The organism is Chitinophaga niabensis, from assembly GCF_900129465.1.
Lineage (GTDB): Bacteria > Bacteroidota > Bacteroidia > Chitinophagales > Chitinophagaceae > Chitinophaga > Chitinophaga niabensis.
The window spans coordinates 4,131,890-4,157,507 of the sequence record NZ_FSRA01000001.1; the positions used below are offsets into that span (position 1 = coordinate 4,131,890).

Here is a 25,618-nt window from a genome sequence, read left to right on the forward strand (position 1 = left end):
TTGAGCTTCTTTTTTATGTGCGGATAAGCCCGCCAATCGCACTTAAAACCCTTTATTTTCCGTAAATTCAGAGAGCACAACAAGCCTTACCCCATGGGCAAATTTGTATTCCTCGTTATCTTGAACTGCATGCTTTTTTGCATCGCAAACGCCTATCACATCATCGGCGGAGAGATCTTTTACCGCAACGTAGGATTCAATGCACTTAATGGTAATTTCCGCTATGTAGTTACGCTCAAATTATACCGCGATGGCGATTTTGTATGCGGCAGCCGGCAGGGTTGCCTGGATTATTTTGAGAACCCTGTTCCGATCAACATCTTTAATGCAGCAGGCAGCCGTGTGGGGCCTCCCAGGATACTAAGCATACAATACACCCGCCCTTTGAGGGACACCCTGAAGAATCCCTGCCTTGCGCCACAGACCATTTACCTGGAAGTAGCTTTTTATATCAGCGATACCATTGAGCTTCCTCCCATTGCCGGCGGATATTATATTTCTTATCAACGTTGCTGCCGCGGGGAAGCATTGACCAATATCTACAATTCAGAAAGAGAAGGCTCTACTTTCTATACCGTTATCCCCGGTACCGGATCAAGGCCCGGCAATAACAGTGCTTATTTTGGTATAGACGAAGCGCCCGTGATCTGTGCAGGCCTTCCCTTCCGTTATAACTATTCCGCCACAGACCCTGACGGCGATAGTTTAACGTATGAACTCTGCAGCGCCCTGGCGGGAGGTAATACCCGGAACAATGAATCTGTTTCTCCACCACCATACACCACAACAGTCAGTTATATAGCTCCTTATCATGGCGGTGCGCCTATGGGCGGAAATCCCGCCATGGCCATTGATAACAATGGCCTCATCACCGGCATTCCGGACAGGCCCGGGAAATTTGTTGTATCCGTATGCGTAACGGAATATGACCGGGCCACGAAACAACGGCTGGGCACACATCATAAGGACCTGTTGATCACGGTCTACAATTGCGTTACGCGGATCACGGCGTCCACTCCTTCCCTGCTCAATAACTGTAGTGATACCTTAGGATTTTCCGTGCCCATTACCAATAACAGCGTGGCAGGTTTTACCTCTACTTTCCAGTGGACCTTCAGTGATGGTACGGACACGGTCACTAATTCCCGCGATGTGTTCTTTCACCAATTCGCTGATACAGGCGTATATCGTGTTAAACTGGTAGTGAATCCGGGATTACCCTGTACGGACAGTACCACAGGCAGGATCAACAATTATCCCGGACTGCGTGCAGGCTTTACCGTAGATGGATTATGCAGGGAGAACCCTGTGTACTTTAATGATACTTCTTCCTACCGGTACGGCCGTATTATCAGCCGGAAGTGGGATTTTGGTGTACCCAATACCAAACTGGATACCTCGCTTGTGCAAAATCCTGTATATAGATTTCCCAAGGGAGAAGTGTATACAGTCCGGTTGATGCTGCAAACCAACCGGGGCTGCGAAGCAGAAGTAACAAAGAACCTCCGGCTCTACGAAGTGAATCCATTTGCGGGGAACGATACCATCCTTGCCCGTGGGGAAACGTTGAAGTTACAGGCATCCGGAGGGGATACCTATGCCTGGTGGCCACCCACAGGGCTTAGTGATGCCAACATACGGGACCCGCTCCTACGCTGGAACAACGAGATAGATTTTGTGCTGAGGGTATCTAACCAGCAGGGATGTGTGGGGTATGATTCCATCAATGTTAAATACTACACCGGCCCTGAGTTCTATATCCCCAATGCTTTCACTCCTAACGGGGACGGTACCAATGATTACTTCCGGTTCATTCCGGTAGGTATTAAAGAATATCATTTCTTCCGCATCTTCAACCGCTGGGGTGAACTGATGCACAGCTCCCTGGACTTCCGCAAAGGATGGGACGGTTATTACAAAGGCCGTCCGGCTGCCATAGATACCTATCTCTGGATCCTGGAAGGGGTAGACATGAACGGCAGGAAACTTTTCAAAAAAGGAACGGTAACTTTGTTGCGCTAAAATGAACGTAACATGAAAATTGCCCTGATCACCGGCGCCACTGCCGGTTTTGGAGAAGCTTGTGCAGAAAGGTTTGCCAAAGAAGGATACCATCTTGTGATCACCGGCCGCAGGGCAGAACGGTTACAGGAAGTACAGCAGCAACTGGAGCAGCAATATAAGGTAAAGGTTAAAACCCTTGTATTTGATGTAAGGGATAAAGCAGCGGTAGAAACCGCGCTGGGTTCCCTGGAAGATGCATGGCGGGCAATAGATGTATTGGTAAATAACGCAGGCCTTGCCCTGGACCTTTCCACCATCGACGAAGGCAATACAGAAGACTGGGATACCATGCTGGACACTAATGTAAAAGGCCTCCTTTACGTTTCCCGTACCGTGATCCCCTGGATGCGGGACCGCCGAAAAGGCCATATTGTGAACATTGGCTCCACTGCCGCCAAAACCGTTTATGCAAAAGGGAATGTGTACTGCGCCAGCAAAGCTGCCGTGGATGCACTTTCACAGGGTATGCGAATAGACCTCCTCCCCTATAATATCAAAGTAACCGCAGTACATCCCGGTGCTGCAGAAACAGAATTCTCCCTGGTGCGGTTCAAAGGAGATGCCTCCCGCGCCAAAGATGTGTATAAAGGATTCACTCCCTTAAGCGGGAAAGACGTGGCTGACGTGGTGTTTTACTGCTGCTCCCTGCCTCCGCATGTTTGTATTAACGACCTGGTGGTGACCCCAACGGCCCAGGCCAATGCTTATTATATCCACCGGTAGAAAATTACACATACGTGTTATATTACAGTTTATAATTATTATATATATTTGAAATCCCGGGTAATATTAGTGCGGAAATGATACTGTAACGGCCAGGGAGCCGGATGCCTTATAAATACCACCAAGTAGAACGAGAGTATACATTGCATTGAAAGGATGCAACCATCAAATGCGCCTATTGATAATCCTATATACCATATCCCTATGCTAACTTTTGTTACTATGTACGTCATCAGACTGTACTATCCTAGATGGAAAGAATTCTTTAGTTTCTATTTTGACAGTTCTCGCAGGAACAATTATGGCCGTTGGGCCATGCGTCAAAGCTGGAAGGGCGAAAAACAGTACTCCTTCGGCTATAGCTGAAAAAACATTCGTTTTTCATAAAAAAGGCTTTCGTTTATGCGAAAGCCTTTTTTATTTTATGCCGTGAGTGCTTTGTAGATGTTCTTCAATTGATGGGTATGCCGCTTTGTATGCACTACCATAAAATTAAGCCACTCCAACCGGGTAAGATGGCCAGCACCGGGTAATTCAAAATCCAGGCAGGTTTTAGTAAGGTCCAGTGTGCTGGCTGCCTCTTCAATTTCTTCCCAGATCTTTTCCAGTTGGCCCCTTACTTCCTGTTTAACATGCGGCCCATCTGAAGGAATGATAAAGTCCGGCGACTTCATTTTGATATCGAAGTTCAGGAACTGGTCCCGCAATGGTTTTACCATTACGTCCGGCGGCCTTTCTGTTTCTGTTGTATTACCATACAGGAGACCGGCAGATACTGCTTTGGTGAGGTGTTCACCTACTTGTCCTCCCGTCCAGCTGCCTTCAAAAGGCACCTTGTTGAGTTGCTCCTGGTTGAAAGCATCCAGGGCTTGTAATAAGGCAGTTTGGGTTTCTTTGATTTCCGTATTTAATTCCGTTGCCATAATGTGCGTATTTTATACCTGCAAGTTAGGTGCTCTGCTTTTTGGAGAGCGGGGGGGAATACGTTAATTAAGAGGCTTTTTGCGACATAATTGACAAGGATTGGGAAAAAAAGTACTAATACCGGATACCGCAGATGTTTATTTTTACTTGTTATGAAAACACTCTTACTCCTCTGCTGTTGCGTACAGATCTCTATGGCGCAAACCATTGATAGAACGGCCACAGCTGAAACAAAAGCCTTGTTCAAAAACCTCCTTTTACTCTCTGAGGATCATGTGTTATTTGGTCACCAGCATGCTACAGAGTATGGGCATGGCTGGGCTAATGAAGCTGACAGATCTGATGTAAGGTCTGTAGTGGGTTCGCATCCCGCAGTGATAGGTGTTGATTTCATGGGCTTCTCCGGGAATTCTCCCGAAGCAGTAAAACAGGCAAAAGAGCAGATCAGAAAAACGGTAACAGATGCTTATGACCGTGGTGGTGTGATCACTGCTGCCTGGCATTTCTCCAACCCGGTTTCCAAAGGTGGTTTCTATTGGGTGGACTCTCTTTCCTTACCGGCAGTTAAATATATCATTCCCGGTGGCAGCGCACATCAAACTTATAAAGAGATCCTTCGCGGCATTGGGGAATGGGCACATAGTGTAAAAGGGAAGAACGGAACGCTCGCCCCCGTGATCTTCCGCCCTTTCCATGAATTTGACGGGGATTGGTTCTGGTGGGGAAAAGGCCATACCTCCCGGGAAGACTTTATTTCATTATGGCGCTTTACGGTTTCTTACCTGAGGGACAGTCTCCAGGTACATAACTTCATCTATGCCTTTTCGCCGGATAATAAATTCAATACGAGAGAGGAGTTTTTAGAACGTTATCCCGGAGATGAATGGGTAGATATGGTAGGCATGGATAATTACGGGGATATGGGAAGAGACCGTTATGACCTGGAAACGGCTGCGCGTAAGTTAAAGATCGTATCGGACCTTGCCCTTGAAAAAGGTAAACTGGCTGCCTTCACGGAAACAGGACTGGAATCCATTCCCAATACAAACTGGTGGACGGGTACCCTTTTAAAAGTATTGAAAACACCAGGGCTGCGATTAAGTTATGTGCTGGTGTGGCGCAATGATATGAAGAGCCCTACGCATTATTATGCGCCATTTCCGGGGCAGGTAAGTGTACCGGATTTTAAATTGTTCTATGATGATCCGTTTACTTTGTTTGAGAAGGACCTTAAAAGTATTTACAAATTATAGTGTCACTAACTGTACACACACTTCTTCCCGTTTCCCTTTCACTTTTTTATACGCCACCAGCACCTTGCCTTCTCCAACTGTTTTCAACACAGGGAAGTTGGCATAAGCATCAGCAGATGTAATAAAACCGGCAGCGATCTTTTCACCGTTGCCTGCTTTGTGCTGGATGCCTATCCTGCTGCCACTGGTATCTACTGCTTCGTCCCATACCAAAGCAAGGTCCCCGTTCTTTAACGCGGTGATTTGCGGATGTTTGGCAGTAGGTAATGCACTGATACTTTCTCTGCGCGTGTAGGTGATACCGTTATCAGGAGACTGGCAATAAAAAACGCCCTGCCCTCCGCCCATGGTGAACCATGCAAAATGCAGGCCCTGTGCGTTCTTCACTAATGCAGGCCCGGTATGGGGGCAACCATTGATCGCCCAGTTATCTGCGCTGATCCGTACGGGCGGCGAAAAAGTAGCACCGCCATCTGCGGATACAATATGTACCATATCCCGGATCGTATCATTGATGATGTCCCTGAAGGTTGCATGTAATCCACCATCAGCATCTACATATAAAGCAGTGCGGCAACACTGGCAAACCGTTTGCGCAATCTGTCTTTCTTTCTGAAAGCCGGGCGCTTTGCCGGTAGTGGCAATGTATAAAGTGGAACCTTCTTTCGTATCATTCTTCCTGTTATCCAGCCATATGGTAACAGCTTCACCGGAAGGCAGTAAAGCCATATCAAAATAACGCTGGTCATAACTGGCGGTATCTGTTACCAATGGTTGTGCAGGTAACCAGTTTGCACCCGCATCGACGGACCGGGTGTAATACACTTTGCCTGCATATTTATTTCGCGGGTCGCCGCTTTGTGTGCCATACATGGCTATTACTTCCCCGTTGGGCCTGAACACCATTTTGGGCATGTTCTCCGGATGTGCCTGGATGCCTGATGTAGTAGGGATCAGTTTTCCTTTTGAAAACGTCAGGCCTTCATCCGGGGAAACAGCATAATACAACTGTTCGTTTTCTACCCAGCTCACTACGATCTGCCCTTGTGCATTACGCGTCATATAAGTACAGGAGGCATCGCGGGAAGTATCCGATAATACCAGTTCCTTTCCTCCTGAAAATGATGTTGTTCCTGTATCACATGCTACTAAGAAAAGCAATCCTATCAACCAATATCTCATGATCATTTTTTTGCGCTGAAGGTATAAGCTACTCCAACATTAAAGGTTCTGTTCGGGCCGGGGCGGTAACTTTTGCCGAAGGCACTTTTATCTACTGTTACAGCATACATCACATCTGCCACATTGCGGCAGTTCACCCAACATTCAAAGCCCCCGATGCTATATCCCACGCGGGCATTCAGCAGATCGTAACCTCCGTATTCTTCTGTATTCGCCGGGTCCATAAAGTATTTACCCACATGCTGCCATTCCAGTCCGGTGCGGATACCTTTCAGGAAAGCGGGTTTCCAGGTGATCTCTGTATTGGTGATCACAGCCGGTGCGCCATTCATACGGTTGCCGCCGAACTGTTTTCCTTTATCTTCATACCTTACAAAATCATGCACCGCATAAGTGCCGCCGGTACGGAAAAGGATGGAAGGTACCGGTGCATAACGCAGGTTCCATTCTACGCCGCTGTGGCGGGTTTTACCAGCATTCTGATTTTCTGAAGAACCATCCGGTAAACGCACGCTTACGATCTCATTGGTACCATCCATACGGTAAAGGCTCACATCCACATATCCCTTGTTCTTTGCAAAAGAGAACCACCCACCGATCTCGTAGTTGTGATAGGTGGCAGATTTAAGTGTGGGTACTTTTACCCCGCGATAGAGTTCGGAAATATTAGGGGGTGCAAAGCCCACGCTGTAATTGGCGTACAATCCACGGTCATGACCGAAATCGTACGTCAATCCCAGCTTAGGCGTCCAGGCATGAAAGTAATTACGTTCATCAGGAGAACCGGTAAAAGCGGAAGGAAGAAGATGATTATCAAAATTGTAATCCATCCTGTCGTAACGCAATGCGGCAATTACTTTCATGTGTTCTATAGGGCTCATCTCAGCCTGCGCATATAAGGCTGTATTTAATAAACCGGCATGGTAATCCGTTAATACGGAATCTGTTGGGGTGTAGCCGGTGAAATATCCGGCCGCATCCCTGTCAACATCAATATAGTTAGCAAAATAAGTAGCAGGACTGTAATCCGCGCTAAGCCCGGTTATCAGCGAAGCATGCTTCCAGCCGAAACGTTTTTTATGCTGTACCAGCAAACCATAACTCTGAAAAGCATCGCTGTTTATTTCACCGCGGGCCTTTAAAGGGTCGTTGGTTGTTTTGATGGCATAGAAAGGATTCTGCCCTATTTCATTATGGCGGTAAAAGGCCGTGAAACTGGTGAAGTTACCGGCGTTCCACTGATGCTCCAAAGTACTGCGCACCCTGAAAGCTTTTACCATCCTGTAAGAGAAGGTGTGAAAACTTTTGTAGTTCTTCGAAAAGAAGTTCGTACTATCTATACCACCCGTCTGATCTGTTTTATAATCCACTAAGGAGATCCCGTTGGTCCAGGTAGTACGGTCGTTGATCTTGTATTCCGTTTTTAAAGTGAGGGCCAGTTTGTGGAAGTCGCTATGTTCAATATATCCATTGTGCTGGTTGGCATAATACCCTCCCAGGATCACACCCAGTTTACCTTTGGTGCCTGATACACTGAAGTCTGTGCGTTTGTATCCCTGGTTGCTCATTTCCGCCTGCACTTTGGCAGTAGGTAATAAGGTAGGGGAAAGTGTGATAAAGTTCACGGCGCCTCCAACGGCTTCGCTGCCATATAAAGAAGAGGCCGGGCCGCGGATCACTTCTATTGTTTTCAGCGCAGCCATATTTATTTCAATGAGCGCATTATGGTTAAAGTCTCCCGTGGTGCGGATGGGAATACCATCTTCCAGGTAGAGGAAAAGGCTGCGGTAACCAATGGGCTGGCGAATAGCCATGGTATGCTGTTCATTTCCCAGGTCTACCATGTACACGCCGCTCACTTTGTTCAATACCTGTTCCAGCGAAGTAGCTTTTGTTTCTTTGAGCTGCTGGGTAGAGATAGAACTGATGGCGATCGGTGCTTCCGTGCGGAACTGTTTATCCCGGCCTGCGGAAACGATCACTTCATTCAAACGGGTGGAAAGCGGTTCCATGTAAATGACCATCTCTCCTTTTTGTGCAGCGGGCATGCGTTTAGCAACATAACCTATATATGATACCTGTATGGAATCGATCCGGTGTGGTTCTGAGAGTGTGAACCTCCCCTGCGCATCTGTTGTGCAGCCGTTGGCATTACACTGGATGGTAACACCGGGGAGTGCTTCCCTTGTTTGCGCATCAATTACCCGGCCCTGTAATTGCATTTGGGCAGCGGCGGGTATGCAGGGAATGGTTAATAAAAAAAGTATAAAAATGCGAAGCATGTTTTAGCTTTTAGCTTGTACGTAATGGGGTTACTATGCGTTGCCAGCAAGGCACGCTTTATGGATGCAAAGATGCATTATACCCGGGGCACGGGTAAGCTCAAGATGTCTGAATTGCCCGTAATCAGGCCTGAGGTGGGTGAAACACCGCATGAAGGGGATCGCGGTGTGCGCCGCCATTATAAGCGGTAAACAGCTCTTTAACAGCTATGGAAGGGGTAAGATGGAATGAAGTGTTGATCACTGCGAAAACCACTTCGTACTTATCTTTCAGGGCATTGCCGTTCTGCTCTTTCTTCGTTTCCTTCTCCATCTGCTTCATCAGCTGGCATTGACCATGGCAGGCCAGCTGGGGTTTGGCCTTGTTAATACACAGCACTTTAGCGATGTAATCCCTGTTCATCATGAATTCCGCCAATACCAGTCCCTTGCTGAATGTTTGCAGCATAAGGCTTGTTAAGGTTATTATGACGAATACATGTTTCACCGATAACCGCAAATGTAGACATTAACCGGATGTATACAATGATTTTTATCAGGAGGGCCCGGTGTTTCCGGGCCCTCTGAATATTATTGTGCAAGCATGAACCGCAACGTTAAACCTCCGCGGGTAGTGGTGATCGGGTAAGCTGTAGAGATCACCGGAATGGTCTGACGACGGTCATAGAAGAACTTGATATTTAAGCGGTTGTTCACCACATAGTCTATTGTAGGCTGAATACCGATCACTTTCTGACCGCTGGTGGGGATCACCAGGTCCGCATCCAGGCGGTTGTTCACGGTTTTATCGTCACGGAAGCTCAGGTCCAGCCGGAAGTTGAGGTCATTTTCCAGGCGGTTGCCACCTTCCTTGCCAATTTTGAATGGCATCGGGAATCCGCGAACACGGTATCCTGCGCCCATGGTTATTTCGCTGGAGCGCATTTCGCTCAATTGATAATCGATCAGGCTGAGACTTAATGTACGGCTGCGTTTGAAGCCCAGGCGCACATTCAGGCTATTGGTAAAGGTCATATCCGCTTCCAGCAACGGTGCAAACTGTTCGGTGATAGTCATGTTCGGCAACAGGAAGTACGGTACGTAGTTACCGGAAACAGAATCGCGGAAGGCAGGATAACCTAACAGCAATGGATCGTAGAACATCAATGCGGTGTTGTAGGAGTTCATACTGAGGCTTCCTACATATGCATGTGTTAAGGTGAAGTTGGTCAGGAAGTCCGTGAATGGTTTTACCCTGCTCAATCCATTATAAGTGATCCGCCAGTTAGGTCTTGGCAGGATGTTCTTGAACGGATTGGACCTTACACCTGATTCTCCCTGTTTCAACAAACCGATCGTTTCAGGACTCTTACCGGTATAGGCTGCCAGGAAAGCCGGGATCAATACATCCTGTGCATAACGGCCATAACCATAGCGGTAATCCGGATCTTTAGGATCAAATTCAGGTACACTTCCTCCATTATTATAGGGGTTCTCTTTACCTAAACGGGCAGAGATCACCTTACGGTAAGATTCAAAATCCTTGAAGGTGGTAGATACACCATTCTGTGTATTGATCTTGCCCCACATGGTTTTAATGGCAATGAACGTTATTTCAAAACCACCTGCATCATAAGGGTTGAGGTGACCGAAAGCACCATTACCGATGGTATCCTTGTAGAGTTCAGAGTGTGTTTTGGTAAATGACTTTGTGAGATTGAGGTCTATCCGCAGATCACGTACCGGCTCAAGGTTCACCTGAACATCCAGTTTTTGCGTGAACTGTTGCTGGAACTGGATATTGAAAAGCGTATCCCTGGAAAGGAGTCCTTTCTTCGAGAAGTCGTCCATCCATTTCTTATTAGGCTGATAACCGAATACAAATGGAAGGCCAGGTGCCATGGATGCAAAGTTCATCCCTATCAGTTTCGTACTATCCAGGTAACCTGGTAAACGGGTACCGGCGTTTTCCGAGTAATTGATGGTTGCTCTCTTTAAAGACATGGCTACACGCATCAGTGCTTTCACGAAACCGGATACCTGCGCATCGTCTTCCGCTGCTTTCGGTTTTTCTTTCGGTGCAGCAGCGTTGTTCATGATCGGCGGCTGTACAAAATCACTACCGGAAGAAGCGTTCATCTTCCTCAGCCATTTACTCTTATTATAGAGGTCTGTGAATTTCAATTCCGCATTTACCATTTTCTGGTGAGAGTTCTCAATGGCGTTACCGAGGTACAATGCCAGGCGGGATGCGCCTATCCACCTGTATTCCGTTCCATAACTTACCGCTACGTTCGTCCAGCTCAGGAGCGGGAATTTTGAAGTAGGCAATGTATACGTAATGGTGGCATTGTGGAAATAGTTGGTGGTACGGCCTAACTTGAAGAAGTTAGTACGCACACTGTCTTTCTTCGGCCCGGTATTGATACGGCCCTGTGGTTCATCGATACGTGCCATGTTTGTGGCATTGAAGTCGATAGACAGGTTACGGGTGAGGTCCAGTTTGAAAATATAATAACGGTCGAAGGTGAAATACTTATCGTACGTTTCCTGTAAAAGGAATGGCCCGCCACCTACGTTACGCAAACGCGTTGCACCGAACTGCCGTGTTACATCTGCACGGAAGCTGATGATAGAAGGAATGTAGTTAAAGTTGAATTCTTTCACCAGGCCAAACCAGGGCGATTTACTTTTGATCAGTTTCCTGAATGGTTCAATGAACCTGGGTGTTCCTGCAAAGTTGTACCCTAAACCACCACGATGGCGGGTGAGCACATCACTCTGGATAACAGGGTTATGCCGGCTGATCTGTGAATAGGAATAGCTGATATCAAAGTTCTCAATATCCCAGAGGCGGCTCTTCGATTTACCAACCGCCATTTTACGAACGTTGGTAAAGTTGAGGCTGGTGATAGAAGTGAAGTCCTGTGCATTCTTACGGATGGAATCCCTTTGTTCTTTATCTCTCGCCAGGGCCAGTTTATCTTTCAGTTTAATGTCCAGGTCATATGGATCATATTCCGGATTGCTCACGGTTTGAGAATATCCTGCGTATACGGGAACCGTGATGCCGGTACGTTTTGGCAATAGTTTTCCAAGGTCCAGGTTCGTGGCTACATCGTATTGCAGGTAGTTATCACGGAAACGTTCATTCACCCGCTGATCAATTCCACCGAAACCTGCGGTGTGCATATTACCGCTGAAGGTAACGGAACCCAGGTCTGCCAGTTGCAGGTCCATCCGTGCTAAAGCAGCATACCCGCCTTTTTCATCCAAACCGGTAAGGCGCAGTTCATTGAACCATACTTCCGTACAAAGCGGCATCCCGTCGTTCTGAGGATTCAATACGCCGATCATGATACTGCGTACATCCCCTAAACTCGGGTTACCCATAATGGCAATGAAGTTATTACCATCTGCCTGCACGTAAGGGATCAATGGAGACGCACCATCGTTATTACGTTTCTGTTTCAACTGGCTGAAACGGTCCAGCTGAAGATCGAGGTTGTTGAGATCGGGCCATATTGCTGCTTCCGTTGTAGAATTCCATGGTGTTACTTTTAACGGAATACGGTATTCGTAATAGTTCTCTGTAAAGTCACTACCCACCCGCACGATCGCTTGCAGATCATTGTCCTTTAAAGAAGTGGGAACATTTACGGCTTCCGCGTGGATGAACATCTGGATGCGGCTGTATTGGCGGAGGTCCAGGTTCAGGTTCTTATACAATGCTCTTGTATCACCATCTTTCAGATCACAGATCTGTGCAGAGAGAGATTGTTCATTGAGCAGGATGTTAGTATTGTTGGTGCTCAGGGTATTCTGACGCAGGATACCGGGAGGCAGTACATATGGAATAGGTTTGCGGCGTGAGTTCTCCTCAATGTTCACGGCGGAAGCATTGAATGCTGTTGTCTGATCCACAGGGATAGGATCACCCGGTTTCAGTTCATACAGGTAACGGCGCCATTGATTACGCACGAGGTCCAGTTTCGCAAAACGCAGCACCACGGAATCTTCAAAGCCGGTGAGGAACATCCGCATGAAACGGATGGATTTGAAATCCGGGATATTACCCACTTTTCTGTCGTACTGGTTCACCGGTACTTTGAACTGGTACCATACTTCATCATGTGTGGAATTATCAGGATACTGTACCGTGGTGGTAAATTTGTCTACCAGGTAATTGCTGCCCACCTGCATGTTCGGTGTAATGTTCACACGATACTGGAAGTATTCTTCCGTTTCGTTCATGGTATTATCCCTGTTCAGGTCTTCTGATTCAGGATAGTTGGTAGCAGCCTGTGAAAACTGTGAATTATTATCAGAAACCGGGGAGTTACCTTCCGGCCCGTTAATATATTTATACCTTCCGAGGATGCCGGTACCTTTTCCGCCGGTAGGGTTTGGTGCCGCATCATAGTCTCCATGACGGTACCATTTGTAATTATCGTTGGAAGGATCTTTCAGTGCATTCCGGTAAGCATCAGAGCTGGCACCGAAAACGGCTAAGAGATCGTTCAGGTAGGCAGCGCGGAAATGTTGTTCATCATCGTCCAGCAAACCATCAAAACCAACGTCCTGGTAACGGCGGATGGCAGGGTCGTTATCAAAAGCCTGCGTGATCTGCTGCTGGAATTTAGGAACACGGCCCCAGCGGCTGGAGTCCAGTTTGTTCCGGTCTGTGATGGGATTAGGTAATCCGTTTTCAAAAGCTTTACGGGAATCTTTCAGTACATCTTCAGAAACGTTACCTAAGTTGAAATATAACTGACCGCCTGTGCTGGTTGGATTAGTGATGAAAGGGTCCTGGATCCAGAATTCGATGAACTCGATATTCGCCGTTTCAAAGTCGCTGTTATCGATGGCGCGCATCATACCTCCCCAGCGGGATTTTGGATTACGCAACCTGCCGTTCGGGAACAATGCCAGCGGAGAGGATTCAAAGTTGTAAGGCCCTTTTTCTTCCGGGTAATAGGCAAGGTCCAAAGTACTTAACTGGCTTTGTCCGAAATCTGTGGAACGGTTCGGGAACACATCTTTCTGATAAACGAGGCGGGTACGCGGATCACTTTGTGATGGGCCTACGCCTGGTGGCAGATTGGGTGAGTTCGGGATCTGTAAGGTAGGCTCAATAATATACCAGGCCAGCAATGCCCTGTTGCGGCCATAAGGCAATGTATCATTCAAAGCAGCTTCGGGGAAAAGGATATTACCGTTTGCATCCGTAGCATCTCTTGGTGTAGAAGCCAAAGCCCAGCTGGTAGCAGGGAATTTGAGATCGTATCCGTTGCGGGCTCCTTCAAAATCGTCTATCATTACCTGGCCCTGTTTGCTGCCGGCAGCATTCACCAGTTTACTGTGGCCGGGGAACAGGCGGGCCACCTCTCCTGTGAAATTGATAGTGGCAGGGCGGGTAGACTGGAAGTTGGGTAATTTATCCAGCATGCGGGTAAGGCCGCGCCATTCTGAAACATAGTTTGCATCCAGGCCTACTACGGTATTCTTGATCGGATCGTCCCCATAGTTCACTTTCTGGTAGTAAGGTCTTTCACTCATTCTTACTACCGTACCGCCAATGTTCAATTTATCATTCACGAAATAATCCAGGCGCGTACCCATATAGTTGCGGACCTGTTGACCGAAGAGGGCGTTGTTTTCAAACTGCACATTGATGGGAACACCTGAGCTCAGTACACCACCGTTGATGATCTTGATCCGGCCCAGGTTATAATCGATAATGAAATCCACGTTCTCGCGCAACATCTGTCCACCGGCTGTAACAGTTACAGAACCGGGCGGGATGTTATAAGCGTTCAGTGAAATTTCAGAAGAGTTGGAAGATTTATAGGAACCTTTCAGGATGTACCTGTTCAGGTTCGGGAATTGCTGTGCGATCACTTTGATGGAGTCGTACAGCATGGGGTAGAGATATTGTTTTTCCAGGATAGGGTCTCCTTCAAAGGCTTTCCGTAATCCATCCGAGAAAGGCTCCAGCACGGGGAAGATCACTTTCCCGTTCATGGAGTTGATCGTATATCCTTCCACGTAATCGAACACCCCATCCGGCTGAGGGTCGTTCTGATTATTGAGCCTGTCCAGGTTGAGGATGGTAATGATCGGTGCGCCTGCATATTGACCTTTGGCATCGGGGAGGTATCTTTTTTCACTCGGCACCCTGTCTCCTGCTCCTGTTCCGGTACCCGGGTCCTTGAACAGAACATCCAGCTTGAAATCCTGCCGGTTGATCTGGAAGGCATTGGTGGCGTAGATGTTTTTCATCATCAGGTCCCAGATGGGTAATGCGGGGCGTGCGGATGTAGCTTTGAGGAGTTTCAGGAACAGGATCCGCTGGTTGGCAGAATTATTCTGGTCCGGCGGTACATCCTGGGAAAACTCACCCACCTGGTAAACACGGCCATTGTAAGAATACTGGTAAGCTACGGCCAATACCTCATCCGGCTGCAATTGCTGGTTGAGGGAAATGAAACCCAGCTGGCGGTTCACTACGTAATCCGCAGAATCCAGTTTACGGGCAAAGGTTTTTTCAAACTCCTGCACCGGTTGCAGGCCCATTGCCAGCAGGCGGCTTACCACCGTCCCTGAATTCCTGGCCCCGGGATCGCTTACCAGGTTGGAATAGAGGATGTTGGTTCCGTTGTTGGGCTTACGGTCTGAAGTGGTAACAGTAAGGCTGGTATTAAAGGGGCGGTATTCTCCAAGGTCCATCAGACCTACGATATCCCGTGTATCCGTAGTAGCCCCTGTTTTATTGGTCACCCAAACTTCCACCCGGATGATATTCGTTTGGGTACGGATAACCGGCAGGGTGGCCATGGCATAATTAAAGGTATCGCGGAAGAACTGGCCCATCAGGAAGTGCCGGTTATCTTCGTATTCATCTGCTTTGATGGTAAAATCCTGGATACTGTTCCCTCCCCGCAGCACCATGTTCTGCTTTTGGGATTTTTGGTTACTCAGTACGCTCGTAACCGTGAGGCGGCCGAACTGCAACTGGGTTTTGACTCCAAAAAGTGATTGCACTCCTGAGATCAGGGAGCTGCTGAGTGGAAAACTTACGTTACCAGCTTCTATCTTTTTAATGATCTCATCCTGGTAGCCGGTATATTCCAGTTTTACCTGGTTTTCAAAATCGAAGGTGGACTGGGTATTATAATTGGTGATCAGCTTCAGCTTCTCCCCGATCTTTCCGGTCACGTTCATATTAATATCAATGTCGAAGTCGAAACCTCCGTTCTTACGGGCCCTTTCTACCAGCACGGGGTTCTTTACGTTCTGCCCCTGGTAACCAAAAGTAAGTCCCAGTGATCCTTGTGGTTTAATATCCACTTTGGTACCACCGAAAACACGGTCGAACAATTTATCGCCATAATATAACTGGGGAGCGGTGGTCCGCTGGTTGAGGTTACCGATGGTATTGGCCCTTTTCTGCCAGTAATCCTGTTCACTTTGCTGTGCCTGGAGGCGGTAAAAGTCGGCAAAGCTCATCACGGTAGGCTGCCGGTAATTTTGGCCACCTATCTTTTCGGTAACGATATATTGTTTTGTAACTGGGTCGTATTCAACATCTTTTCTGATGAGGGCGGGATCTTTGAGATCGATCGCATTCTTCACAGGGTCGGTCACAGCGCTGCCCCTCCGGTCACGGATGGGGAACTTCAGCGTGTCAGGCTTCGCAGTAGTATCTGGCTTCGCAATATCAGCTTTCCGGTTAACCGCAATCTCACTATTACTTTTATAGGTATATCCCGAACTATTCCTTGGTCTGGCGGCCGATTCCACAATGATAAAAGAGACAACACCTATTACTGCAATAGCACCATAGTAATTCTTTCTTGGCAAGCGATCTTAGGTTTTATAGAGGTCAAGGACTATAAATTTATAAACTTTTGAGGGATTTCTTTATAAGTACCTCCAATTCATTTAATTGAGGCTCTGCTTTCAGTACCCTCTGTACTGCCTGCTCAGCCATATTACGGGCAATACCCAAGGTTACCAAAGCATTTAACGCGTCATCCTGTATTGTATTGTGAGAAGTTACAGATAAATGTAATACATCCTCTTTACCATGTTTCTTCATTTTGTCTTTCAGTTCAAGAATGAGGCGCTTGGCCGTTTTAGCGCCTATTCCTTTCACTCCTTCCAGCATTTTCTCATTTTCCATGAGGATGGCCCGCTGAATGTCTTCCGGATGGAGGGAACTGAGCATCATCCTGGCGGTGCTGGCCCCAATGCCGGAAACGCCGATCAATTGGAGGAACATACTGCGTTCCGCATCGTCAAAAAAGCCGTACATGGTGTGGGCGTCTTCCTTGATATGTACGAAAGTGAGTAGTTTGCAGACTTCCAAATGCTGGATCTGTGACCAGGTGTGCAGGCTGATCTGAACTTCGTACCCCACCCCATTAACATCCAGATGCAGGAGGGTGGGCGATTTATAAGCCAGTTTGCCGTTTAAATATGCAATCATAATAATTTATCAGGAGGTAAATTTAAATCATAAATAGAAATATTCGTTTAAGTCGTACTTTTACGCCCATTTTAAACTTATCCAAATAATATGAGCAAAATAACGGCCGCCATCACGGCGGTGGGTGGGTATGTTCCCGACTATGTACTGTCTAACCAGGAATTAGAGAAATTAGTAGAAACAACAGACGAATGGATCACCACCCGAACCGGCATCAAAGAAAGGAGGATACTGAAGGGCGAAGGGAAAGGAACTTCTGAGTTATGCGTACCCGTGGCCCTGGAAATTTGCAAAAAAAGAGGCATCAGCCCGTTGGAGATAGACCTGCTGATAGTGGCAACAGTAACGCCGGACATGGTGTTTCCTGCTACCGCCAACGTGGTAACGGATAAGATCGGCGCGAAAAATGCATTTGGGTTTGATATCAGCGCAGCCTGCTCCGGCTTCCTGTATGCACTGGATACCGGTGCAAAGTTCATTGAAAGCGGGCGTTATCAAAAAGTAATGATCATCGGAGCAGATAAAATGAGCTCCATCATCGACTATACAGACAGGGCAACCTGCATCATCTTTGGCGACGGCGCCGGCGGCGTATTGCTGGAAGCTAACACGGAAGGTTATGGGGTAATAGACAGCATCCTGAAAAGCGATGGCCATGGCCGTGAGTTCCTGAACATGAAAGCCGGAGGTTCCAACCGCCCTGCCACCCTTGAAACCGTAGCTGCCCGTGAGCACTATGTATTCCAGGAAGGTAAAACGGTTTTCAAATATGCGGTGGCAAACATGTCTGACGCTGCCCGCGGCGTAATGGAACGCAACCACCTTACCGCAGATGACATTGCCTGGCTGGTACCACACCAGGCCAATCTCCGGATCATTAACGCCACTGCCAGCGCAATGGGCTTACCGGAAGAAAAGATCATGATCAATATCCAGCGTTATGGCAATACCACAGCCGGTACTATTCCTTTATGCCTCTGGGATTGGGAAAGCAAGCTGAAAAAGGGAGATAACCTGGTCCTGGCTGCCTTTGGGGGTGGTTTTACCTGGGGAGCCTGTTACGTGAAATGGGCTTACGATTCCAAGAATTAAGCGACTAATCATATTGAAAAGGGGATGTTCCTGAGGGGAGCATCCCCTTTTCTTTTGTCGAAGGAGTAACGAACCTTGAGCCTATGTCAAGCCTATGTGAAGCATATCCCAGGTATAAGAAAAGGCTACCCTGGGTGAGGGTAGCCTGTAATTTTATCGGGCTGGTTTAAAAGAAACCAGGTTCTTCGTTAATATAAAAATCAGAGCGGTAGAATCCATACAGGTCGGTGCCGCAGAAAGGGCAATAACGGATGCTGATATGGTTGACAACTTTTTTCTGTCCTTCTTTATAACCGGGCGTCAGGTAAAACCGGTACACGTTATGGGTATCCATCCGGTGTTCCGGGTAAGGCTTCACGATCCTTAAATTGATCCCTTCTTCGCGGGATACCTCATGTCTGATGCCAAACCTGGCGCAGCAGTACTTACGATACATATTCGGGCCATTTTCTTTCGTAGTTAGGTTATAATGGTAAACAAAGGGGGCTTACAGGCAGGTTAGCTAAGGCGCATTCAACATTACATAATAGCCTTTATAGACCGGATGCAGGTTTGCTACGGAAAGCGAATATGGGTACCATATCGGGTGAAACAAACACATCCCTGGGTTTCAATAATTGCTATGTGACTATGTGAATCTTTCTTAAATCTCAAAAACCAGCCCATGCTGCGTCAGGGCGTTATACTTCTTTTTGTCGAACCGGTAAAGGTGTGCTCCCTTTTTAGAAGTGCTCTTATCTTTTTCGTCCAGTTTTTCCAATATATCCATCGCTAATATCTTCTTCCTGAAGTTACGTTTATCTAATGGACGCTGGTATATTTCTTCATATAAATTTCTCAGTTGCGGCAGGGAAAACTTCTCTGGCAGCAGCTCAAAGCCGATGGGGTGGAAATGGGCCTTGTCCCTCAAACGGGCCAGGGCATCGTTCAGCATTTGTGTATGGTCAAAGATCAGTTCAGGGATCTGGTGAAGGGATAACCAGTGCGCGCCATGTTGATTGGCCAGGATACGGTCGTGCTCACTGATACGGATCAGGGCATAATAGGCAACTGATATTACCCTTGCCCCGGAATCCCTTTCCACATCGCCATAACACATTAACTGGTCCATATAGATATCCTGGATGCCGGTTGTTTGTTGCAATACACGGGTAGCAGCCTCATTGGTACTTTCTCCTTCCTGCACAAAACCGCCTACCATAGACCATGCCCCCTCCATAGGAGCCACTTTTCTTTTGATAATGAGCAATTTCAGTTTTCCGTCCTCAAAACCAAAGATGATGCAATCTACCGCAACTAAATGTCTGGGAGCGCTTTCGTATGGCATGCTGATGATTATTTTTTGATCCTTGTATATTCTATAAAATCCGTCTGCGGTATTTTTGTAACGCCCGTCTGGCGCAGCATGGTAACCAGCTGGCCACGGTGATAGGTGGAATGATTGAATGCGGACAGGATCACATGTTCCACCGCCGATTTACAAATTCCCCTCACCGCATGATGATATTCAATGGTATGTGCCAGCTTGGCATCCGAAGCCGTTGCTATAAAATCTTTCAGCAACTCGCTTTGCCGGGAGAACAGCTGCACAAATTCCTCCCAGCTCCCGGAAAAATCCTTTGCTGGCAAAATAACGGACGCTGCCAGGTGCAACCGCTGATACCAGACACTTTCCGAATCCCATATATGATAAATGGTTTTTCTCATGGAAGAGAAACTGCTGCCAAGATCTTTGTCCAGCTGCTCTTCCGTTAAACCATTCAGTAAAACGATGATCCGCTGGTTAGCCCAGATATTATACATCGCATACCTTAGTAGGAGATCCTTCATCTAAATCTTATTTTTACAGAGGTAAAATCATTAACAAGATAATCAATACCCGAAAACAATACAAAATCAAACCATGAAACAAGCTCCGCTTACCGGTTTCAGTTCAGTATGCGTTCATGCCGGGCATGAACAGGACCCGCAATATGCCCATCTTACACCCATATATGCTTCATCCACTTATGTATATGATTCTGCAGAACAGGGCATGCATCGGTTCAGCGGAAAAGAAGATGGTTATATCTACACACGCTGGGACAGTCCTAATTTCCGGGAAGCGGAAGAAAAGATTGCTGCACTGGAGGGTTTCGGGCTTTCGCTGCCATTGAAGGCAAAACTCCATGCATCCGGTATGGGCGCGCTTTCCACCTTGTTCTTTTCGAACCTTACCGCAGGGGATAAAGTGATCTCCCATTATTCATTGTACGGCGGTACTGACGAAATGTTACGGAAAACCTTGCCGCCATTGGGTATTGAAACCATCTTCATAGATATGCAGGACCTCAATAAAACGGAAGAGATCATCAAAGCAGATCCTTCCATTAAGATGATGTACCTGGAAACGCCCGCCAATCCTACGTTGAAGTGTGTAGACCTGGAAGCATTGTGCGGGCTTGCGCAGCAATACAAACTGATCAGCGCGGTAGACAATACTTTCGCTACCCCCTACCTGCAACAGCCCTTTGCTTATGGAACAGATTATGTGTTCCATTCCACCACCAAGTTCCTAAATGGCCATGGTACTGCCATTGGCGGCGTATTGGTAGGAAAGGATATTGAAATGATGAGAGGGCCGGTAGAAAAAATGGCCCGTATGCTGGGTGCCAATAGTAATCCTTTTGATTCTTTCCTGCTCACGCAGGGTATCAAAACGCTGGAAGTACGTATGGAACGTCATTGCCACAATGCTATGGAAGTAGCTGGTTTCCTGGATGGGCATCCGGCAGTGGCGAGGGTAAATTACCTGGGGCTGGCAGATCATCCTGATTTTATGATCGCTTCCCGCCAGATGAAACATGCCGGCGCTATGCTGAGCTTTGAGCTGAAAGACGGGCTGGAAGCAGGTAAACGTTTCATAGACCGTTTGCAGATGTGCCTGCGTGCAGTATCCCTGGGTACTTGCGATACCCTAATCTGCCATCCAGCATCTATGACACATTACAGCGTACCAAAAGAACTGAGGGAGAAATATGATATCACGGATGGTCTGATCCGTGTGAGTGTTGGCATTGAGTCAGTAACAGATATCTTAAACGACATAGAACAGGCATTAGCATGAGTATAGTTATCAGAAAAGCAGAAAGAACAGATTGTGTAAGGATGATGGAACTGGTGCGGGAATTGGCTTTATATGAAAAAGCGCCGCAGGAAGTAACGGTTACGCAGGAACATTTTGAAGCAAGTGGATTTGGCCCAAACCCGGTTTGGTGGGCATTTGTAGCAGAAGTAGATGGCGTGGTGCAAGGTATTGCATTATACTATATCCGTTATTCCACCTGGAAAGGATGCCGCATGTTCCTGGAAGACCTGGTTGTGTCTGAAAACGCCAGGGGTAAGGGATTGGGCAAACTATTGTTTGACAGGCTGATAGAAGAAGCGAAAGAAAAGCACTTCTCAGGGATGGTATGGCAGGTATTGGAATGGAACGAACCTGCTATCAATTTCTATAAAAAATACCATGCGAAGTTTGATCCGGAATGGTGGAATGGCAGCATTGAGTTTACTGTTTCTCAAAAATAAGTTCTGAAGAAAGGCCTCCCGGATCTGTGAAGAAACGGCCGATCCTGAAGCTCTTTTTATCTTCTGCCATTTTGAAATAGAACCGCTGCTGACGGGTTTTCAGCAACAGGCTATCACCTTCAATGGTATAAAAGTAGATGCCGGATTCATTGGCGCGGCTTACATATTCCGGTAGTTTGCGGGATTGAAAGAAGAAACTGCCTTCCGTTCCGGTGGCATTGGTTGTGGGCAGGGAAGGTTGAGCATCATGTTTGAATACGATCACTTCTTCACGCTGGCTGGTTTCTACCCAACGTTCTTCATACTTGTCTGATTTACTGCAGGAAGACAGTGCGATAATGCTTGATAAGGTAAGGATTAATGCTGCACGCATGGGATTAGTTTGTGCTCATAGAACGGTTATAGGCTCCCAAAAGTTACAAATGCCGGGGTAAGTTCAGCACTTCCCCCGGCATCTTTAATTATTTCGCCACGGCGTCTTCCAGACCTGTGGAAATGCCATCTGCTACAGCTGTTTTATCGATCTTAGCGATCAGTCCCTGCAATACTTTACCAGGACCAACCTCTGTAAAACGTTGAGCGCCATCTGCAATCATCGCCTGCACACATTGCGTCCAGCGAACGGCGCCAGTAAGCTGGCTGATCAGGTTCTTTTTGATCTCTGCCGGATCAGACACTGCTTTTGCCACCACATTCTGGTAAACAGGGCAGGTTGGTGTATTAAAGGTCATTTTTTCGATTGCGTCTTGTAACTCTGCCTGGGCAGGAGCCATCAGGGGAGAATGGAAAGCCCCGCCCACAGGTAACAACATAGCCCTTTTGGCACCTGCTGCTTTCATAAGTTCCATGGCACGTTCCACTGCAGGAACTGTTCCGGAGATCACCAGCTGGCCCGGGCAATTATAGTTGGCCGGCACTACCACATCATCTGTAATAGTAGCGCAAACCTCTTCTACTTTTGCATCTTCCAGTCCTAATACAACCGCCATAGTGCTTGGCGTAGCCTCACAGGCTTTTTGCATGGCATTGGCACGGATGGCTACCAGGCGCAGTGCATCTTCAAAGGCCAGGGTGCCATTGGCCACCAGGGCAGAAAATTCTCCCAGGGAATGGCCGGCAGTCATAGCGGGCGTTGGATTATCCAGGCAAAGGAAGCCGATCACAGAATGCAGGAACACAGCGGGCTGCGTTACCTTGGTCTGTTTAAGGTCCTCGTCTGTTCCGGTAAACATAATATCAGAAATGCGGAAGCCCAGAATTTCATTGGCTTTCTCGAACAAAGATTTCGCTTTGGGATTATTGTCGTAAAAACTTTTGCCCATTCCCTGGAACTGGGAACCCTGGCCTGGAAAAACGTAAGCGTGTTTCATTGGTTACGATTTGTATTACATTAATTATCAGCGAGCAAATATATGTAAAAAAATATGGTTTAACCTAGCAAGGGTACTTAGCCAGGTTAAACCACAGAAATTTTGAGAAGGTTCTATCTTCTGCTGATCAGGTCTGAACTGATCAGTTTCATGAATTCTGCACGGGTGGCAGCATGTTCAAACTGACCGCTGAATGCAGAAGTAGTAGTAACGGAGTTCTGCTTGGATACGCCGCGCATCATCATGCAAAGATGCTGTGCTTCGATCACCACTGCCACGCCCTGAGGTTCCAGTGTTTCCTGGATGGCATCCAGGATCTGGTGCGTTAAACGCTCCTGTACCTGCATGCGGCGGGAGAATACATCCACCACCCTGGCAATCTTGCTTAGGCCGGTGATATAACCATTAGGGATGTACGCAACATGTGCTTTCCCGAAAAAGGGTAACATATGATGCTCGCACATGGAGTACAATTCAATATCCTTCACAATCACCATTTCGCTGTAAGCCTCTGTGAACTTAGCTCCGTTAAGGATAGCTTTAGCATCCAGGCCATAACCCTGTGTGAGGTACTGCATGGCTTTTGCCATACGTTCCGGGGTTTTGAGTAACCCTTCCCTTTCCGGATCTTCTCCCAATAATTCAATCGCGCCCCTGTAGTTCTCTATTAATCCGGCTGTAACTTTCTCGTCGAATGATTCTTCCTTCTTGTAAGCCATGGTCTGTATTTGTTATCGCTTATTTGCCTCCGAAGTACTCTACGTAGATCTTGGCAGTTTCGTGCAGTTTAATACAATGTAGCTGCACTGTTTCCGGCAGTGCCTTTTCCAGTTGTTCCCAGATGGCGATAGCCACATTCTCTGCAGAAGTGAATTTACCTGCCATGAAATCTACATCCAGGTTCAGGTTCTTATGGTCCATCTTCTCGATAATGAGGTCTTTGATGAGCACGCCTAATGTTTTGGCATTGAATACGAAACCTGTTTCCGGGTCAGGGTTGCCTTTAACGGTTACATGCAGGTCATAATTATGCCCATGCCAGTTGTCATTTGCACATTTGCCAAATACTTCCAGGTTCTGTTCCTTGCTCCAATGCGGGTTGAATAACTTGTGTGCCGCATTAAAATGCTCCACGCGCGTTAAATAGATCATTTTATTTCCTAATAAATTTCTGCAAAAATAACGCAATTACACGAGATACCCGTTGCGCAATGTACCTTTACGGGATGAAAGTACTTGTCACAGCCGCTACACAGCCAGAGATCAAACCTTTGATGAGCTGGCTGGAGCAAGAAGTTACAATAAAAGGACAAATTGAGGTGGAGGTGATGGTCACAGGGATCGGGATGTTCAGTACGGCATATCACCTCGGTAAGTATTTTGCGAAAAAACAGCCGGATCTGGCCATACAAGCGGGTATTGCCGGTAGTTTCCAACATAGCTGGCCTATCGGGGAAACCGTGGTCATAGCACAGGAAGTACTGGGAGACCTGGGGGTGGAAGATAACGATCAGTATAAGGACCTTTTTGATATTGGGTTATGGAACACTGATATGCCCCCCTTTACACATAATTATTTACCCAATACATCTCCATTGGGGCAGCATCTGCGCAGAGCGAAGGGAGTTACCGTGAATTTGGTAAGCGGTTCCGCAGCCACCATTGCCCGGCTGGAAGAAAAGTACCGGCCTGATATTGAAAGTATGGAGGGCGCCGCCTTTCATTATTGCTGTTTGATGGAGAACATCCCTTTTTTACAACTCCGCACTATTTCCAATTATGTGGAAGTGCGGGACAAAAGCAAATGGAATATTCCGCTTGCAGTAACCAATCTGAATAATACACTCCTTGCGTTATTGCAGGAGATAAAATAAATTGGATCATGCGTCTGACATTAGGATTTTCACCCTGCCCGAACGATACCTTCATTTTCGATGCACTGGTGAATCAAAAAATAGGAACGGAAGGATTTAGTTTTGACACGAAGTTGGAGGATGTGGAAACCCTCAACCAATGGGCTTTACAAGGCAAGCTGGATATTACAAAGCTCAGCTTCGCGGCGGGGCTCAAAGTAGCTGATAGATACAAACTGCTGAACAGCGGCAGTGCTCTTGGCCGTGGTTGCGGACCATTGCTGATTGCCAGGAAAGATATTCCCCTTGCAGCAATAAAAGACCTTACCATTGCTATTCCCGGAGAGAACACAACGGCTAATCTTCTCTTCAGTATTGCGTTTCCTGGTGCCTCGCAAAAAAAGATCATGCTGTTCTCTGAAATAGAAAATGCTGTTTTAAACGGGGATGTTGATGCCGGCGTGATCATTCATGAAAACCGTTTTACTTACCAGTTGAAGGGTTTGGTAAAGCTGATAGACCTGGGAGAATTCTGGGAGGCTACAACAGGGCAGCCCATTCCACTGGGTGGTATTTTTATCCGTAAAGACATTCCGGAAGCTGTACAACAGAAGGTGGATGAATTGATCCATACCAGCCTTGAGCATGCTTTCGCCGGATATCCTGCATTATCTTCCTATGTAACGGATCATGCGCAGGAAATGGATGAACAGGTGATGCGGCAGCATATTGACCTTTACGTAAATCAATTCAGTCTTGATCTGGGGGAAGAAGGAAGGATTGCAGTGGAGAAGTTAAAAGAGATGGCGGGGAAGTGAGATGTTACTCCGCGGGGCAT

The 25,618-nt window shown here is 47.2% G+C and carries 21 protein-coding genes; 8 read left to right on the forward strand and 13 right to left on the reverse strand.

Annotated features, from left to right (window positions below; all coding sequences use genetic code 11):
• Positions 1-129 precede the first annotated feature (129 nt).
• Together BUR42_RS16545 and BUR42_RS16550 are read left to right on the forward strand one after the other, a co-directional pair.
• A complete protein-coding gene (locus tag BUR42_RS16545; protein ID WP_159442290.1) occupies positions 130-2,022 on the forward strand; it encodes a PKD domain-containing protein in 1,893 nt (630 codons plus the stop codon).
• Between the two features lie 12 nt (positions 2,023-2,034).
• Positions 2,035-2,787, forward strand: a complete 753-nt coding sequence (locus BUR42_RS16550) for an SDR family NAD(P)-dependent oxidoreductase (protein ID WP_074240279.1) — start codon at positions 2,035-2,037, stop codon at positions 2,785-2,787.
• 422 nt (positions 2,788-3,209) lie between these two features.
• Here BUR42_RS16550 and BUR42_RS16555 read toward each other — a convergent pair whose 3' ends face one another.
• On the reverse strand, positions 3,210-3,710 hold the full coding sequence (locus tag BUR42_RS16555; RefSeq protein WP_074240280.1) for a DinB family protein: 501 nt from the start codon (positions 3,708-3,710) through the stop codon (positions 3,210-3,212).
• A gap of 153 nt (positions 3,711-3,863) precedes the next feature.
• Between BUR42_RS16555 and BUR42_RS16560 the strand changes: the two genes are divergently transcribed.
• Complete coding sequence (locus tag BUR42_RS16560; RefSeq protein WP_074240281.1) at positions 3,864-4,964, forward strand: glycoside hydrolase family 26 protein; 1,101 nt, start codon at positions 3,864-3,866, stop codon at positions 4,962-4,964.
• Here BUR42_RS16560 and BUR42_RS16565 read toward each other — a convergent pair.
• The 5 genes from BUR42_RS16565 to ruvA form a co-directional block, all read right to left on the reverse strand.
• Positions 4,959-6,146 (reverse strand): sialidase/neuraminidase family protein, encoded by a 1,188-nt coding sequence (locus tag BUR42_RS16565; RefSeq protein ID WP_143197468.1) that lies wholly within the window; start codon positions 6,144-6,146, stop codon positions 4,959-4,961. The two genes, BUR42_RS16560 and BUR42_RS16565, sit on opposite strands and share 6 nt — an antisense overlap.
• A 2-nt stretch (positions 6,147-6,148) precedes the next feature.
• Positions 6,149-8,428 (reverse strand): TonB-dependent receptor, encoded by a 2,280-nt coding sequence (locus BUR42_RS16570; protein WP_074240283.1) that lies wholly within the window; start codon positions 8,426-8,428, stop codon positions 6,149-6,151.
• Between the two features lie 124 nt (positions 8,429-8,552).
• Positions 8,553-8,876 carry a hypothetical protein gene (locus BUR42_RS16575; protein WP_074240284.1) on the reverse strand — a complete coding sequence of 108 codons (324 nt, stop codon included), beginning with the start codon at positions 8,874-8,876 and terminating at the stop codon, positions 8,553-8,555.
• Positions 8,877-8,998: 122 nt separating this feature from the next.
• Positions 8,999-16,270, reverse strand: a complete 7,272-nt coding sequence (sov, locus tag BUR42_RS16580; RefSeq protein ID WP_074240285.1) for a T9SS outer membrane translocon Sov/SprA — start codon at positions 16,268-16,270, stop codon at positions 8,999-9,001.
• 37 nt (positions 16,271-16,307) lie between these two features.
• On the reverse strand, positions 16,308-16,898 hold the full coding sequence (gene ruvA / locus BUR42_RS16585) for a Holliday junction branch migration protein RuvA (RefSeq protein WP_074240286.1): 591 nt from the start codon (positions 16,896-16,898) through the stop codon (positions 16,308-16,310).
• A gap of 90 nt (positions 16,899-16,988) precedes the next feature.
• Between ruvA and BUR42_RS16590 the strand changes: the two genes are divergently transcribed.
• Entirely contained in the window at positions 16,989-17,990 is a 1,002-nt protein-coding gene (locus BUR42_RS16590) for a beta-ketoacyl-ACP synthase III (protein ID WP_074240287.1), read from the forward strand.
• A gap of 166 nt (positions 17,991-18,156) precedes the next feature.
• On the opposite strand, the gene BUR42_RS16595 is transcribed toward BUR42_RS16590, so the two are convergent.
• The 3 genes from BUR42_RS16595 to BUR42_RS16605 form a co-directional block, all read right to left on the reverse strand.
• Positions 18,157-18,426, reverse strand: a complete 270-nt coding sequence (locus BUR42_RS16595; protein WP_074240288.1) for a hypothetical protein — start codon at positions 18,424-18,426, stop codon at positions 18,157-18,159.
• Positions 18,427-18,633: 207 nt separating this feature from the next.
• Complete coding sequence (locus tag BUR42_RS16600; RefSeq protein WP_084185610.1) at positions 18,634-19,317, reverse strand: NUDIX hydrolase; 684 nt, start codon at positions 19,315-19,317, stop codon at positions 18,634-18,636.
• 8 nt (positions 19,318-19,325) lie between these two features.
• The gene (locus tag BUR42_RS16605) at positions 19,326-19,820 is read right to left on the reverse strand and encodes a DinB family protein (protein WP_074240290.1); all 495 of its coding nucleotides are present in this window, start codon (positions 19,818-19,820) and stop codon (positions 19,326-19,328) included.
• Between the two features lie 73 nt (positions 19,821-19,893).
• Between BUR42_RS16605 and BUR42_RS16610 the strand changes: the two genes are divergently transcribed.
• The gene (locus tag BUR42_RS16610) at positions 19,894-21,096 is read left to right on the forward strand and encodes a trans-sulfuration enzyme family protein (protein ID WP_074240291.1); all 1,203 of its coding nucleotides are present in this window, start codon (positions 19,894-19,896) and stop codon (positions 21,094-21,096) included.
• Entirely contained in the window at positions 21,093-21,557 is a 465-nt protein-coding gene (locus BUR42_RS16615) for a GNAT family N-acetyltransferase (protein WP_074240292.1), read from the forward strand. Before BUR42_RS16610 ends, BUR42_RS16615 begins: the two co-directional genes overlap by 4 nt.
• On the opposite strand, the gene BUR42_RS16620 is transcribed toward BUR42_RS16615, so the two are convergent.
• From BUR42_RS16620 to BUR42_RS16635, 4 genes are all read right to left on the reverse strand, one after another.
• Positions 21,538-21,930 (reverse strand): hypothetical protein, encoded by a 393-nt coding sequence (locus BUR42_RS16620; protein WP_074240293.1) that lies wholly within the window; start codon positions 21,928-21,930, stop codon positions 21,538-21,540. The two genes, BUR42_RS16615 and BUR42_RS16620, sit on opposite strands and share 20 nt — an antisense overlap.
• 88 nt (positions 21,931-22,018) lie before the next feature.
• Entirely contained in the window at positions 22,019-22,927 is a 909-nt protein-coding gene (gene fabD / locus BUR42_RS16625; RefSeq protein ID WP_074240294.1) for an ACP S-malonyltransferase, read from the reverse strand.
• Between the two features lie 113 nt (positions 22,928-23,040).
• Complete coding sequence (folE, locus tag BUR42_RS16630; RefSeq protein WP_074240295.1) at positions 23,041-23,646, reverse strand: GTP cyclohydrolase I FolE; 606 nt, start codon at positions 23,644-23,646, stop codon at positions 23,041-23,043.
• A gap of 19 nt (positions 23,647-23,665) precedes the next feature.
• Positions 23,666-24,079 (reverse strand): 6-pyruvoyl trahydropterin synthase family protein, encoded by a 414-nt coding sequence (locus tag BUR42_RS16635; protein ID WP_074240296.1) that lies wholly within the window; start codon positions 24,077-24,079, stop codon positions 23,666-23,668.
• 74 nt (positions 24,080-24,153) lie between these two features.
• Between BUR42_RS16635 and mqnB the strand changes: the two genes are divergently transcribed.
• Together mqnB and BUR42_RS16645 are read left to right on the forward strand one after the other, a co-directional pair.
• Positions 24,154-24,801 (forward strand): futalosine hydrolase, encoded by a 648-nt coding sequence (mqnB, locus tag BUR42_RS16640; RefSeq protein WP_074240639.1) that lies wholly within the window; start codon positions 24,154-24,156, stop codon positions 24,799-24,801.
• Positions 24,802-24,809: 8 nt separating this feature from the next.
• Entirely contained in the window at positions 24,810-25,598 is a 789-nt protein-coding gene (locus BUR42_RS16645) for a 1,4-dihydroxy-6-naphtoate synthase (RefSeq protein WP_074240297.1), read from the forward strand.
• The last annotated feature ends 20 nt before the right edge of the window (positions 25,599-25,618 follow it).